Genomic DNA, 14,942 nt, shown 5'->3' on the forward strand with positions numbered 1-14,942 from the left:
ATGTCTAGTTTCCTGAAATTTTTGCAGACAAAATTTCTCCCAATGTTTTTGTTGCCATATCACTGTCTGTATTCATCCATTTTGCTTTTATCCGTTGCATTGAGTTACAATCCATCTCAGCAAATTCAGCAAAAGTTGTAATCAAATCATTCATTGCCGTAATACATTCTTCATACTTATCAATTGACTGTAAACTAATACCATTTTTTTCCAATGTATATTTCAGCGCAGAAACCGTTTCTGTTGTTGATTTAAATGAATCTACTTGCTTTTGAAAATCATTTGGTTTTAATATAAATTCCGCCATTTCTATTATCTCCTCATTATGATCTGTGCTTCAGATACCGTAGGTCTCATTTTAATTACATTTGTTACAAATTCATCATATTCTACAGTCGAAATAATATTTAAGAAATCGATAATTTGAACATTCTCAATTTTCAATTCAACAGCTAACATATTAAACCGCATAGGATCCATCTCCAACCATTGATTGATAACTCCTAGTACATGTTTCCTTGTTTGTTCAAACGCTTCTTCTTTTAACACATTCTTTAACATCATTTTCATTTTTATTACTTCTTCTGTTTGCATAATTATTGAACTGTCAAACGTGTCTATATGAAGAATTTTATTTTCTGCTAGAATTTTCTGAGATTGAAATAATAAATATATCATTCTGTCTAATACACTTATATTTGTTTCAAAGCCCAGAGACAAAATATCTACATTGACATTTTCTCGTGCTACTTCTAAAAGATGTGCATCATCTTTTAATCTTTGTTCACTCATCGTACCACCCAAAGTAGCCGTATGTTGATTTTCTGCAAAAATAGTATTTATTTGTTCCACTGCTTCACATGAAATATCTTGTAGTTTTCCATTAATATATAAGCAACAATTATCTGGAACAATTAATAATTTATTCTCATTTATAAAAGTTTCGTAATTAATCTTTTGCAAACCCTCTATTAAATCATATAATTTATATCCTTTGTTTGCATCCGAATATTCAAAAGCCTTATATAGTGCTCTAAATTCTCCATTTTTATAATTTTTTCTAAACTTCTCTATAGTATTTTTCTTACTAGTCTCAAATAATTCCGCATCTTTATCACTAGCAAAAATAGTTCTTATAAACCGTAAAAAATCTTCTTCAAAGGTCTCCTGTTTTGAAATATACGTTAAATGTGTTATCGTCCTGTCCACATTTACAACTAACTCTTGCATTTCTAAGCGATACTTTTATCGGAGCTCCTGCTATATCAGCATATTCTTGTGCCACTCTGGCCGGCATTACGCTCAATTCGTCCCCTGCTTCTAGCTTTTCCTGAAGTTTATAATCTATAATTCTCACTGCTCTTGTTTTTCCCTTACCAAGATAAACATCTAAAAAATCTTCATCCTCTGGAAGTCGATCAAACAATTGCGCTGAAAACGAACTTATATGTTCAATATCTTCTTCAATACTATAATATTGCTGCTGTAATCCTTCTAACTCCTTTTCTCTCGCCTCTTCAATCTCTTTTTTCTTCTTTTCTATATACGTTAAATATGTCTCCGTTCTTTCTGCGCAGTCTTTTTTATATTGTTTTTTCTTATCAAAAATACTAATTACAGATGTAACTACCCCCAAGCCCATGGAACAAATACTAAAAAGGACAAATGTTCCACCTGTTGTGCTAAGTACTCCTCTTAATACAACAACAAGGGCAAACATTGCGATCGCTGGCATAAGCGATGTGACAATATTTAAGTCCGGTTTAGCAGGTACTGCAGCCGGATCAAGAATTTTTATTGCCGTTTCGTCATTTTTTATCTTAATTCTCGTATTTCTGACAAATTTAGGATATTCCGTGGTTGCTATTCGATCATTATATTTCTTAATATTATTTGTTTGGATATTATCATGACAAAAATACACTTTATCATTTTTATAAAATCCAAAAAAATCTGCTATTGAAAAGAAGTCAAAATCTTTCAAAATGGCCGTTTTATTAATTTTCTTTCCGTTTACATTAACCCCCAGTTGAGATGTTTATTCTGTTATCACAATCCCGTTTTTCGTTTTTTCAATATAAACAGCAGTACCTTTTCCATATTCAATTTCTGATCCTCTTGTATCACTAATTGTAATATGTGGTACTTCATCCATTTTGATATACCAATCATATCTCGGAATCTCAGCTTCAAAATCAATAAGAAAACGAACTTGAAATGCAAATTCCCCCGAATTTACATAACATATATTAACTACATCATCGTGTGACAACTCTGAAAATAATAATTTACGCGCATCGCCTCTGCTAATATACAAATTGTCACTACATAATATATTCCATCCATCTTTTTTCTGCAGACTAATTTCTATATCCTCAAAAAACAACTCTGAGTTTAATCGAAATTCACAATTTGATGTCGATCCTAATTTTACACGTTCTAACTCTGCCGGAATCTCAAATTCTTTATAGAATGTTTGATTACTTACTATTAATTTGTATTGAAAATCCATCCCTAACCCCTTTTAAATATTATTTTTGTGCCATTTCTAATTCCAAATTCGGACAACTCTTTATTTCCATGCAAAAATGCAATGGGATTTTCCGCAACCAAATAGCAATTAAAAATATTATTAACATCCATTTCTAAATGAAATGCTTCATTCAATGCTATAATCAAATCATTTGCTGTAATATTTATTGGAATTTCCAGTTCAACATTTTGTCCGGTAATTTTGTTAATAAATTGTACGATTGCCTTATTACTCACCATTAATAACCGTCTCCTCTATGTTTTCATTAGTACTTTCTATATAATCAAAAATGCCGCCTTTTTTATTCCCGAATCTTCTCCCAACTCCCCAGTATCCTTTTTCTCACACTGTGGTATAGCATCCACATACTCGCTTACATTAAATTTCAAAAGAATTTCCGGACTGATCAACGCATTATCTTTTTCTTTTTCAAACTGGTTACATAAAAATATATATTTTCCACTATTAATCCCATTAATACTGGAAACCAGCGCATTTGTTGCATATACAGATTTTTTTGTCTGATCTGTAACGACAATTACTTTATCTGCTGTGTCAAACAAACGGCTTAATTCCAGATTAAAGCAACTATCGGTATCCACAACAATAAAGTCATATTCTCTGCTATCTCTTGCCATAACAGCGATTTTTTCATAAACATCATATTCGATGCCTAACGACATAAGCGCTGCTTTAAATGGTGGCAGATATGAAAACACTTCTTTTCGAATCACATGCTTTATGCTTTCATAATTACACTGTTCCAGCGTGTTTAACTGTACATATACTTCCATATCCGAAATAGGAGTTGAATCTTTCATCATATACTGAAAAAACTGTAGGTTAGAAGCATTGATATACAAGACCTTTTTATAATTCTGACTCAGACACGCACACATTCCCATTGCCACTGTTGTTTTTCCAACGCCACCTGCTGCCGAAGTTACTACTACAATTTGTGGTTCGGTTCTTGCCTCCTCTGCCAGTTTCAGATCCTTTGCACTCTGTCCCAGAATTTCATTAAAAATTCCCTTGATACTGCTGTATTTGAATATTTTTGTGATATTCAGTTCTTCCGTCTGATCTTCCTCATGTTGTTCTGTCATCACAAAAATATTTTTGATATTGTGTTTCTGAAGAGACATATCATATAAATCTTCAGAGACAATTAAAATGTCTGCACTTTGTGGAGTCATAAATAATCGTTCAAAATATTCCTGATCCGTAATTATTTCCAACTGCACTTTATCAAAAAAATCTTCTATAAATTTTAATTCTATCGACTGAATATAATTTTCGTCGGTATCAGCAATCACTACTCTCGGTTTATCCATACCTACACTTACCCCATATTTTCTATCTATTTTTCAACTGTTTGTATTTCTGCTAGTCAATCATTGCCTCGAAATCACTGTTTGCCAAGCGAATCCGATCACCATTTTTCAGTAAACGCGGACTATGTGGATTTAATTTTTCGTAATTCACATATGTTCCATTTGCACTTTGCAAATCTTCAATGAAAAATTGTCCATCCTTCTGTATGATTTTGCAGTGAATCCTGCTTATCATCTTATTGAAAGAAAGTACCCCATCCACAGCATCTGCTTTCTTACCAATCACATACTCACTTCTATCTACTGCAAGCGCAATTTTATTTGGCGCATTTAAAGATACCAGCTGCATGCTGCTCGCGCTTCGTCTTCGTCCTTCCGTCTTTGGCTGCATTCCAGGATACGTTTTCGCATTGATAACACCAGTATTTCCATATGGCTGAAACGCCTCTCCGGTATTGGCAGTCTCATACAGATCCTGCAACGACAGCAGAGCATTTGACAAACTATTTGCAAATTTTATTGTTTTATTATTGCATAGATTTTGTGTTGTACCGATCAATTTGATCAGGCTCGTCCGAAATGCATTTTCACAAGACGCATCGTCCATATAAAATCCCTGATTCACTGGCACATAGACAAGTTTCACTTTATATGTATTCGTATCCACATAAATATGCTCAAAAGTCAGATCTAACTTCTGGCAGGACAAAAAACCGTTATTTTTCACCTGAAGCATATTTGCCAGAACGTTCGTAACAATAACCATTAAACCATCTGCGTCCAGAGAAGGCAGCATCTGTGCCAAAGAACGATAATCTTCTAAGAGATAATAAAATTGTATCTGACCGTTATACGTCAGTTTCATACATTTCAAAAAACACTGATCGTCCTGACTCCGTAATACTTTATACTCTGTTGGCAAAAACAATCCATCCTCCAGCAATGTATATGCAAAATTACTTCCACATTTTTGTTCTGCCAAAATTCCTTTTTCTACTAATGCATTCACACTCATACTCCTCCTTCTCCCAAAGCTGTTTATTACAGATCACTTTATTTCAAAATCATCTCTAATAAGCAGCTTTGGCTCCTGCACGGTTTCCCGTGCAGGAACTTACTGCTCATAATTTTAGTTCAGTAAAACGGACATTCGCAATCCACTTCGCTTCTTGCTCATGAACACAGTCGCTTTGCGCCTTGTTCAAATAATCAGATACTAACCTAACACTTTCCTAATTACTCATCTGAATTATTTCCGCCTGACTCTGAATCATCCTCTGAATCTTTCCGTCTGCGAACTAACACAAGTACAATAATACCTGCTACAATGGCTGCTACTACAGCTACTGTACCTGCAATCACTTTTGCATGATCTTTGATCCATGCCATTGCACGTACCATCGGATTTGTAGAAATTGTTACTACATCATTGAATTCATACGCACAAGCTTCTTTGAATTCTTCTGAATCTGTATCTGTCACATTACCTGCCAGATCAGTAACAACAAGTTCTACTTTCTGTTTATCTTTGCTTTCATTAACTACAAAATCGCCTTCGTAGTTATTTCTGTCAGCAGAGAAATCAGTGATCTCATCCACTACTTTTCCGTCTACCAGAACCTTGATGGATTTCAGACCCATTGTATCATAAACACTGTAGGTTGCATCTACACTCTGTGCGTTAATGATGGTATCTTCCAGTCCTGCAATACTTGTGATTTCAGGAGCAGTTCCGTCCACATGGAACAGAATCTCTTTGTCCTCATAGTTTGTTGTCTCTGGGCTGTTTCCGGTTGCATCTTTTGATGCTACGGCAATCTTGTATACACCATCTTTTGCAAAATTTTCTTTTGCGATCGTATACTGATACTGATACCATCCACTGCTTCCGATCGGTGCCTGATCATTAATTTCCGGTGTCACAGAATAATCTGTATCTGCCATCGGTTTACCATCACACAGAACTTCAATATCCAGTGAATCTGCCAGAAGTCTGTCTGCATTATACTCAGTGATTACCAGATCATCCTTGATTGCTGACGGCTGAACATACGCTCCACCATCTTGAATCAGGTCAATCAGCTGATCATTATACACATATACAGAACCAAATCGGTTTACAGTAAAGGTTGCTGTTGTTTCTGCTGAATGTCCTGCTTTGTCTGTCATAGAAACAATCATAGTATAAATACCATCTGTTCCTGCTTCTTTCTCAAAAGTATCAAAGCTTCCGCTTCCACCCTGACCGTCTAATGCAACTGCACTTCCAATGTATTTTTCAGTCACATCTTCATCTTTCACATCATAACGGGTTCTTGTCAGTGTGATTTTGTAACTGTCAAAGTTGATATCATTGAATGATACTGCCGGAACTACTTCATTTTTGAAAGCTCTGCCATTTGCTTCTTCACCGTTTACTGTGATTACCGGTGCGGTAATCTCTGTATCTACCGTAAGCTGTTCTGAAGAATATTCCACCATCTGATTGCTGGATTTATCTCTGTAGTTCATGGTGATGAAGTAATCGCCATCCTCAGATAATGTAAATGTTCCAATGTGAACATCGGTTCCCTGATCACTCCAACTTGGAGATACGCTGTATGCTACACCATCTTTTGTAACAGATACAACTACATCTTCCGGATAGAAGTTTGCTTCGTTCATTGTCACTGTTGCTGTAACAGCTCCATCGTAATAGGAAATACCATTTTCCTGATGAACCGGCGTGTTATACTCAACATTTGCTGTCGGTGCGATATTATCTACGACAAGACGTTTGGTATCTGCCAGCTCACCGGATTCGTTTTCTGAACGGTCTTTTGCTGTAAACTGAACAGTTCCGTTAAACTGTGTATCATTTGTTAACGCATTTTTCGGAATCTCAAACGTAGAAGTTGCTGTCCGTCCATCTGCAGAATAAGTAATTCCTGCTTCCTCGATGATCTGATTGATCAGCTCTGCATTTACAGCACTGACACCTGCCGCTTTGGTATATGCATATTTGAAATCATGTACACCTGCGATGTCATCATTTGCAGTAAGTGTAACTCTTACTTTTGCATTATAGAAACCATAGGAGATTCCATTTAATGCAGTGTCTAAAATACTCGGACTATATGTTACAGTCAGACCAGATGGAACTGTTTTATCAACAGTGAAATAATCCTCACTGTAATCTGTTGCCTGATTGGTTGCCAGATCTGCATATGCCACATCAAACGTATAATTTGCATCTCCCGGATAAGTAATCGTCATCGTATGAATATCACCACGATCTGTCCATCCGGATTTCTGACACAATGCATCCGCATTCAATACTTTTCCAGTCACATCTTTGGCAATAATCGTGTAATCTACTTCTTTTCCAACAAAATTGTGCTCATTGATTGTCACGGTTGCTGTCTGTGTTGCATTGAAATAAGATCTGTTATGACCTTCTGCATCCGCTAATACATTTTTTACATCCTTATTTGTATAGGATACGCTGATGATCGGAGCTTTGGTATCGATTGTCATAACGTTTGACACATATTCCTTCATGACATTTCCACTACGGTCTTCATAGGTGACACGAATCTTGTAGTCAGCATCATTGCTGTGGTTTTTCAATGCCGGAATTGTGTATGTTCCAATATGAAGATCTACTGATTCATCGGTCCATGCCGGTGTAATCTCTGTATAAGTTGCACCTGCATTTCTGGATAATTCAACTTTTACATCCTCTGCATAGAAGTTTGCTTCTGTCACCGCAAAGGTCAGATCAATGTTTTTGTTGTAATACCAGTGATTTCCCTCTTTTCTGCTTGGAGTTGTATAAGTTGCAGTCATGGTTGGAACCTTAGTATCCACAACAATCACATTTTCATTATCTACAATTGGATTTTTAATCTCTTTCTTGCATTTGTCTGTTGCCGCATAAATAAAGTTTCCTCTTAACTGATCTGCGTCCCCACGCGGTAAAACAACCGTTGCTGAAAACTGTTCCGGTTTTTCCTTATCCTGAACTGCGTCTACCGTCTGTAATGTATACGCTGAATCGCCTGTATCTTTATTTACATTACTTGCATTTGCTTCTTTTGCGTAAGACCAGGTAAAGTGATCTACACCGCTGACTTCATCCTGAGCAGTAAATGTCAATGTTACTTTTTTGTTATAATAGAAATATTTTTTACCGGTAACTGCTTCCGCCACTTTATCAAATATTTTCTTTAGTGTTGTATAGTTATCAGAATAGGAAACCTTTACGTTCGTTGGTGCTTCACGATCCAGAACCACCCCTGTACAATGTTCTTTTTCCTCACCGGCCAGTGAATTCTTTGCCAGATCCTTATATTCAAATTTCAGATCATAAATTGCATCTCCGACAACATTTTCGAGTTTATCCAAAGACAGTTCTGCGACATGCTTCTTATCTATTATTTTCCAGCTGTCCTCTTGCTGCAGATACTCATTAAGAGCATCAAGCTTCTTCTGATCATCTTCCCCTTTGATATTTTTTGCAGAACCGGTTACCGAAATGTCTTTTGCACGGAAATTACGTTCATCAATATTTACAGTTACTTTCTGATTTCTTTTAGGATCTGTTTTATCTGTTACAGAAGCATCTTCCTCAAACGTAATGGTTGGTGCCGTCTTGTCGATGGTAATAACCTCTGATGTATAGACTTTTTCTTCGACATTTCCGGAATGATCGGTATCCTGTAACGTAATAACATAATCGCCTTCTTCGGAAAGTGTATATTCTGCCTGGTACCAGTCTTTGCCATCATCATCTTCTGGGGCATTTTTATTTGTAATCTTTTCCCAATTCAGCTTTGATCCCTTGAACGAATAGTCTGTCGTTTTATCCGATACATCTGTTTTTTTTATGGTGACCGTTACATCATCTGCGTAAAAGTTTGCTTCTTTTACTTTTAGTGTTACCGTTACATCATCAGAAGTATAATGATGATTAACTTTCTTCTCATTAACGTCTTCTTCTACCTTCTGGTAATGTTCCGTTGCGTTTTCAAAACTGTAGGATGCATCTAACTTTGGAGATATACTATCAACGACAACAATATTGTCCGTGTCCGTCATATAGTCAGAGGACAAATCTGCTGCATCAACTGCCTGTACCTGCAGATTACCATTTAACTGATCTTTTTTCCCAACTGGAAGCAGCAATGTTGCCTGATAAACTTTTTTATCTCTATCCGTTTTAACTTCCGCGATGTCAGTCAAAGTTCCACTGGCCTGTTCCAGATTACTATCACTGGCATCATCAGCACGTGTATAGATCCAATTCAGTGCTTTAATACCAGAAGTAGCATCCTTTGCTGTAATTGTTACTTCGACACCAGTTTTATCATAGAAATGGAAAATTTTATTTAACATTTCAAGAATAGGCGAAGTAGAAGCAGAATAGGTAATCTCGATATCTTTTGCATCTGGTCTTACACTATCAATTTTCTCAATACCAGTTTTGATTGGAGCTGTAATACCACCAGTCGTTGTACTTTTCAGATAAACAATACGTTCGCTTTCACCCTGATTATTAAATACCACGCAGCTCATTGCATTTAATGTCTTAGTTGCATCATTTTTCCATTCGCTTGCAATCTGATATCCCTCTGCCGGAACAACATATACAGCCTGCTGAAACCATCCTGCTTCATTGGCCGTTATTGTTTCTGCATCTGCACTTTCAGAGCTCTTCAGAGAAAAACTGTTCTCCGGCGTTGCTTCAAACTGAATATTAATGGAATAATCGGCATCTGCTTCCTCATAAAGTACTTTTTTTGCCCAAAGCCCAAAGCCTTTTCTAACCCATTTTGTTCCAGCAGTTTTGTGAGCAGTCACTTTTACAGTCAGAGCACCGTTATTATCCACTAATTTTTCTGCCAGATTCTCATAATTGGAAATACTAAGTTTTCCACTCGTTTTGTCAATAGAAATTCCATAGTTTTCGGAATCTTCTCCATTAACAGTCGTACTATAAGTGATTGTACCGTTGTCCTTCTCAGATTTCCATGCCTTCAAATTTGAAATAATACCATTATTTGTTCCAAACACATACTTTTTAGAACTAACAATGTTACCATTTTCTTCAAATTTCAGCAGACCATCCATCTGAACAATATCTAACTGTGTTTTTCGTGTTTTTTTAATATAATTGTTTTTTTCTGAACAAGTATCTTTAAGTTCTACTTTTACAACTACATAGATGCTATGACCACCGCCTGCTTCCTGAACCTGCAGCTGTCCTCCTTCATCGATCGTTGCAATTTCTTTCATATCTGTAGAAGCATTCCCTGTTTCTGTTCCTTCTGTATCCCCTGATTCTTCAGAGCTATCTTCTTTTTCTGCGCTCTCAATGGAATAAGTAATCTTCACGACTGATGAATCAAACTCCTGATCATCAACACCAAAAGCTTTTACAGAATAATCGTAGGTTCTATTTCGCGCTTCTTCGTATGTTACACTTTCTGGTATCTCATCTGAAATATTTTTCAGCTCAATGGATACCGGATCAATCGTTGCTATTGCATCAATTGTTTCTTCAAATTTTCCGTCATTATCTCTGTCGATTCGGATATAAACCGGATAACTTCCTGCATTTACACCTTTTGGGACCTCTCTTGACCAGCTTGATTCCTCTTTCTTTTCGGATACACTGTATTCCACCACTACATCTTTATTATTAGGATCGGTTCCTTCCACGGATTCTATCAGTCGATGGTATTTTCCATCATATGTACCCTTGTATTCATTTGCCTTTGACTTAAGCACTGCCGTATACGTCTGTTCAAAAGGTTCATAATTCTCTCTTTCCACACGTACTGTCACAGAATAAGTTCCGGCATATTGAATCTGTGGAATCGTCTCGGTTTTCTCACCGGTACCAAGCTTATAAGTAACATTATCAGTTTTTCTTCCACCGGTTACCGTTACAGCATCATATTTTGGAAGTTCCTGACCTTCCTTTGCTCCGGTATAGGTCTCATTCAAAGGTGTAATTGTATAATCCGTTATTTTACCTAACGTTATTTCTGAATCAACCTCAGTACGATAAATCTCATACTGTTCCCCACGGTCTACACTGACCGCAAGTTTGTAGTTTCCCACCTCTGAAATCTGTGGAAGTTCACTGGTTTGTCCCGCTGATACCCATTCGTCTTTCCCAGTCGTCTCATCTTTTTCATATGTGTACAGTTCATAGGTTACCTTATCCGGATGTTCACCATCTGTTACGATACCCTCCACGGTAGCTGCCGGGAATTTTTTTCCATCCGCATACGCTTCCGTTACACCTGTCACAGTCACATCCTCAATCAGCATGCAACGTAAGGACACCTCAAAATTCTGATCTGCAGATGTGATTGGCAAAGATACAATGGCCGTATCATTGCTCTCATAATGTTCTTTGGATACCTGTGCGGTAAGTTCTAAATCATTTTCCTTATAGTCATCCCCAGACAGTACTTCTGCACATCCGTCTTCGTCCGTCATTACAATTCCGGATATTGGATTTTCAACATCTGTCTGCGACTCAATCGTATAATTGACTACCGCATCAGCCAGCGCTTTTCCATTTCCATCTGTTACGGTTATGGTTACTGCATCCGGGTGTTTTTCTGTTGCTGCTGATGCCTGAAGCCAGGACATCGGCAGAATAGACACTGCAACCAGAACTGCCAGAAAAAAGGATAACAAGCGTTTGGGCTTTGTACATTTTCTGTTTCTCATCTTTTCCTCCCTTGTTTATTTTTTATTTCATATTTGTAATAAGTAAATATTACTTATGAAATACGTTCTTTTGTGTGCACCAGCATAATGTCATCCAACATCTTCATATGCACTGTTTTCTGTTGTGTCAGAATCTCCGTCTCATTTTCCAAAGACTCTGTCACATTCCCCAAAATAGCGGTTTCTTCGCTTACCAGCAGTTCCGTCTCATCTGATGATGACTCCTGTGAAGCCGCCATTGTTTCTTTTAGCAATCCCGTTTCCGGCCGGATTGCCTCTGTCACATTTTCTTTTTTCTTAAATGTTAATTCTTCCGTTAGTTTTTTATGCCTTTCGTTCTTTTTTCCTGGTTTAAAGGCCGGATTGCCTTTTTGGGAGTTTGTCTCCCGCATCTGCTGAATTGCTTTCTTCGCATTTTTTCCTGACAGATCACCAATTACCGTCGGAATTTTAAATTTTATAAACAAAATAACTGCCAGAATCAGGCAAACAACAGCTCCGGCAAATGCAATATACGATATTTTTACTAATAATTCTGCCATTACTGTTTCCTCTCTTCCGCATTTGTATAAGTTCTCTGAATTGCTTCTCTATAGTTGTCGTAATTATCAAGAATTTCCCGCTGCAACTGCTGTGACTGTTCCTTCTGTACCGTCAGTTCTGATGCTTTTTCATAAACACGATCCAATAAAGTAAGAATCTTATCCTGATCTACATTTACCTGTTCCATATTTGTTCTCTGATCATACAGTAGCATAAATACACCATTATAAAATGTTAATTTATCATACGCTCCGGAATCTTCCACCTCTGTCAACGTATCGTCGATCTGATCCAACAGCTGTTCATAATTTTCTTTTGATGCTTCCTCTACGGTCGCTGAATTCAAAATATAAGTTTTATAGAAAGAGCAGATCTGATAATAACAGTCCGAAATTTTCTTTTCTTTAAAATCAGGAGAAATATTCTCATTTTTCGCATTTAATTCAAAGAAAGAAATGGCTTTCTGTACACGATTGGAAAAACTATAGGAGCCATCGTCATCCGTATAATAGTTAAAATACATCATACCGATCTGATAATTCAGTTCCGCATACTCCTTACTGGAAGTGTCAAATTCTGCCTTATTTCGGTTGTAAATTCCCAAAAACTGATCATTTTGTTTTTTTCCAAAGGTTCCATCGTCTTCATAAGCCGTCAGCATTTTTTCATAAGCATCCAGTTTTTCCGGATAAATATCAATTGCCTTCATATAGCTGTCGATTTTTTCATCTACTGACGTTGATTCTGATACGGAAACCAGATTTTCGTAATCATTATTGTTGATCGTTTTTGCTGCCACCCTGCAGGTGATTCCTGCTGCCGCAAGAGCGACTGCCAGAGTTCCGAATATGACAAATGCCCGCAATTTCCGCTTCTGTGTCCGTTTATAGTCCTTGGTGATCAGATCCGGATGTTCCAGATCATATAACAGGTCTGAACAATTCTGATATCGGTTCTCCGCTGCCGGCTGTACACATTTGTCAATGATAATCTCAATACCTTCTGACAATTCCGGGTTCCACATCCGGACCGGTACATATTTTTCTCCGCCACGCGGGTCGATTCCGGTCAGCAAATGATGCATCGTCATTCCAAGCGCAAAAATATCGGATCTTGCATCAGTCTGGCCACTGTACTGTTCCGGAGGCGCATAACCTTTTGTTCCAAGCACGGTGGTATCTGCCAGGCTCTGTTCCTTATATTCCCGGGCAATACCAAAGTCAATGATTTTAATATTTCCCTCTGGCTTCAACATAATATTGGCCGGTTTCATATCACGGTAAATGATCGGCGGCTTCTGGGAATGCAGATAAGATAAGACATCGCATAACTGCTTTGCCCATGCAATCACCAGCTCCTCCGGCTGTGGACCGTATTCCAGAAGAATCTTATCCAGCGATTCTCCCTCGATATAATCCATGACAACAAAAATGGTCTCCCCGTTGTCAATAATATCGACAATACGTGGCAGAGACGGATGATCCAGTTTTTTCATCATATTTGCTTCCGCAAGTAGACTGTTTACAATCACCACGTCGTCTTTTCCGTTGCCTTTTTTTCTAATTTCTTTTACTGCCCACTGCTTATTCAAGTGCGTGTCCATTGCCAGATAAACAACGGACATTCCGCCCTGACCGATTTTTCTTAAAATCTCATATTTTCCGTCAATTACAGATCCTATTTCTGCCATAACTTCTTCCCCTATCTTCCATCGATTTTCACTAAAATCGCTGAGATATTATCCCTTTCCTGTCGTTGTTTTACCAGTTCGATCAAATGGTGTAACTGCGTTTTCATCGTCTTTTGATCTTTCAAAACACTTGCATGTAATGTCTGAAACATCTCTGCTTCCCCGATCTCATGTCGAAAACCATCCGAACAGAGCAAAAATACGCCGCTTTTTATATTTCCATACAGCATTTCCGGTTCCACCTGCGCAGAAGCTCCCACACATTGCAACAGCATATTTCGCCTTTTATCCACTTTTGCCTGTTCTAATGTCATCGTTCCTCTTTTTATTTCTCTGGCAATAAACGTATGATCTGTAGTCATCTGACGAATGGTCGTTTCATCCAGAAAATACAATCTGGTATCTCCTACATGTAAAGTCAGATACTTGTCTCCCACACACAAAATAGCAGTGACCGTGGTTCCAAGTTGTACACGCTGCCGCTGCCCGTAAATACCTATTTTTGTATTTAATTCCCTTATCATTAATTCCCACTTCTGTGCGATGACCGTAAAATCAAGATGCACCAGTTCTTTTGGAAGTTCCTGTTCAAACCATGTTGCAAAACTTCGGATCACAGTAGCACTTGCCAGCTCTCCTTTGTCCATTCCTCCCATTCCATCGCAAACAACCGCAAGTAAAATTTCCCCTAACTCTGTCTCTGCATGTTTTACAAGAACACTGTCCTGATTTATGTTCTTCCTAATTCCAATATCTGTTTCTGCTACTACCGTATATCGCATACTTCCTCCCCTGAATTAATTTGTATACCATCCCCTTCAAAAAATAGGCAAATTCGGATATATAATTTCTATCATGTCCCTGTACCGATTTCACAGAATACCAAATGTAGTCTACCAGCATTTGAACGTCAACCGTCTGCCAGTTCTGCTCCAATGGAAGATAAATAAACTGCAGTTTTCTTGTTGCTTCATTGATAAAAATATAGTTGATATCCCATATCACACTCTCTGCATTCAGGTCATTGGCATTTATTTTCTGATTCATGTCTACGATTTGTTCCATCATAAAAAAGTGTCTTCGACACTTCAACTCCCCTGCCCCTCACTCATGA

At 37.6% G+C, this 14,942-nt stretch carries 12 protein-coding genes; all 12 read right to left on the reverse strand.

Annotation, left to right across the window (positions count from 1 at the left end; translation table 11 throughout):
• Nucleotides 1–4 precede the first annotated feature (4 nt).
• The 12 genes from LG34_RS11885 to LG34_RS11940 all read right to left on the reverse strand — a co-directional run bounded on the left by LG34_RS11885 (nt 5) and on the right by LG34_RS11940 (nt 14,896).
• Nucleotides 5–307, reverse strand: coding sequence for a hypothetical protein (locus LG34_RS11885; protein ID WP_109216255.1), 303 nt, complete (start codon nt 305–307; stop codon nt 5–7).
• 5 nt (nt 308–312) lie between these two features.
• Complete coding sequence (locus tag LG34_RS11890) at nt 313–1,230, reverse strand: hypothetical protein (RefSeq protein ID WP_109216256.1); 918 nt, start codon at nt 1,228–1,230, stop codon at nt 313–315.
• Nucleotides 1,157–1,984, reverse strand: coding sequence for a hypothetical protein (locus LG34_RS11895; RefSeq protein ID WP_109216257.1), 828 nt, complete (start codon nt 1,982–1,984; stop codon nt 1,157–1,159). The genes LG34_RS11890 and LG34_RS11895 overlap by 74 nt, the downstream gene beginning before the upstream one ends.
• Before the next feature lie 54 nt (nt 1,985–2,038).
• Nucleotides 2,039–2,512 carry a hypothetical protein gene (locus tag LG34_RS11900; RefSeq protein WP_109216258.1) on the reverse strand — a complete coding sequence of 158 codons (474 nt, stop codon included), beginning with the start codon at nt 2,510–2,512 and terminating at the stop codon, nt 2,039–2,041.
• A 2-nt stretch (nt 2,513–2,514) separates the two neighbouring features.
• Complete coding sequence (locus LG34_RS11905; RefSeq protein ID WP_109216259.1) at nt 2,515–2,772, reverse strand: hypothetical protein; 258 nt, start codon at nt 2,770–2,772, stop codon at nt 2,515–2,517.
• Nucleotides 2,773–2,808: 36 nt separating this feature from the next.
• A complete protein-coding gene (locus tag LG34_RS11910; protein ID WP_109216260.1) occupies nt 2,809–3,867 on the reverse strand; it encodes an AAA family ATPase in 1,059 nt (352 codons plus the stop codon).
• A 52-nt stretch (nt 3,868–3,919) separates the two neighbouring features.
• Nucleotides 3,920–4,876 carry an FHA domain-containing protein gene (locus LG34_RS11915; protein WP_181369358.1) on the reverse strand — a complete coding sequence of 319 codons (957 nt, stop codon included), beginning with the start codon at nt 4,874–4,876 and terminating at the stop codon, nt 3,920–3,922.
• A gap of 227 nt (nt 4,877–5,103) precedes the next feature.
• A complete protein-coding gene (locus LG34_RS11920; RefSeq protein WP_109216262.1) occupies nt 5,104–11,595 on the reverse strand; it encodes a hypothetical protein in 6,492 nt (2,163 codons plus the stop codon).
• A gap of 53 nt (nt 11,596–11,648) precedes the next feature.
• Nucleotides 11,649–12,137, reverse strand: coding sequence for a hypothetical protein (locus tag LG34_RS11925; protein ID WP_109216263.1), 489 nt, complete (start codon nt 12,135–12,137; stop codon nt 11,649–11,651).
• The gene (locus LG34_RS11930; RefSeq protein ID WP_109216264.1) at nt 12,137–13,828 is read right to left on the reverse strand and encodes a serine/threonine protein kinase; all 1,692 of its coding nucleotides are present in this window, start codon (nt 13,826–13,828) and stop codon (nt 12,137–12,139) included. The genes LG34_RS11925 and LG34_RS11930 overlap by 1 nt, the downstream gene beginning before the upstream one ends.
• 11 nt (nt 13,829–13,839) lie before the next feature.
• The gene (locus tag LG34_RS11935) at nt 13,840–14,610 is read right to left on the reverse strand and encodes a PP2C family protein-serine/threonine phosphatase (RefSeq protein WP_109216265.1); all 771 of its coding nucleotides are present in this window, start codon (nt 14,608–14,610) and stop codon (nt 13,840–13,842) included.
• On the reverse strand, nt 14,570–14,896 hold the full coding sequence (locus tag LG34_RS11940; protein WP_109216266.1) for a DUF6382 domain-containing protein: 327 nt from the start codon (nt 14,894–14,896) through the stop codon (nt 14,570–14,572). The genes LG34_RS11935 and LG34_RS11940 overlap by 41 nt, the downstream gene beginning before the upstream one ends.
• Nucleotides 14,897–14,942 lie beyond the last annotated feature (46 nt).

Origin of the sequence: Eubacterium ramulus, from assembly GCF_003122485.1 — a bacterium.
Classification (GTDB): Bacteria; Bacillota; Clostridia; order Lachnospirales; family Lachnospiraceae; genus Eubacterium_I; species Eubacterium_I ramulus_A.

Bases quoted from the DNA above. Each gene is read 5' to 3' on its own strand.
- LG34_RS11885 (WP_109216255.1), bottom strand. From the start codon at position 307: ATGGCGGAATTTATATTAAAACCAAATGATTTTCAAAAGCAAGTAGAT.
- LG34_RS11890 (WP_109216256.1), bottom strand. From the start codon at position 1,230: ATGCAAGAGTTAGTTGTAAATGTGGACAGGACGATAACACATTTAACG.
- LG34_RS11900 (WP_109216258.1), bottom strand. From the start codon at position 2,512: ATGGATTTTCAATACAAATTAATAGTAAGTAATCAAACATTCTATAAA.
- LG34_RS11905 (WP_109216259.1), bottom strand. From the start codon at position 2,772: ATGGTGAGTAATAAGGCAATCGTACAATTTATTAACAAAATTACCGGA.
- LG34_RS11910 (WP_109216260.1), bottom strand. From the start codon at position 3,867: ATGGATAAACCGAGAGTAGTGATTGCTGATACCGACGAAAATTATATT.
- LG34_RS11920 (WP_109216262.1), bottom strand. From the start codon at position 11,595: ATGAGAAACAGAAAATGTACAAAGCCCAAACGCTTGTTATCCTTTTTT.
- LG34_RS11925 (WP_109216263.1), bottom strand. From the start codon at position 12,137: ATGGCAGAATTATTAGTAAAAATATCGTATATTGCATTTGCCGGAGCT.
- LG34_RS11930 (WP_109216264.1), bottom strand. From the start codon at position 13,828: ATGGCAGAAATAGGATCTGTAATTGACGGAAAATATGAGATTTTAAGA.
- LG34_RS11935 (WP_109216265.1), bottom strand. From the start codon at position 14,610: ATGCGATATACGGTAGTAGCAGAAACAGATATTGGAATTAGGAAGAAC.
- LG34_RS11940 (WP_109216266.1), bottom strand. From the start codon at position 14,896: ATGATGGAACAAATCGTAGACATGAATCAGAAAATAAATGCCAATGAC.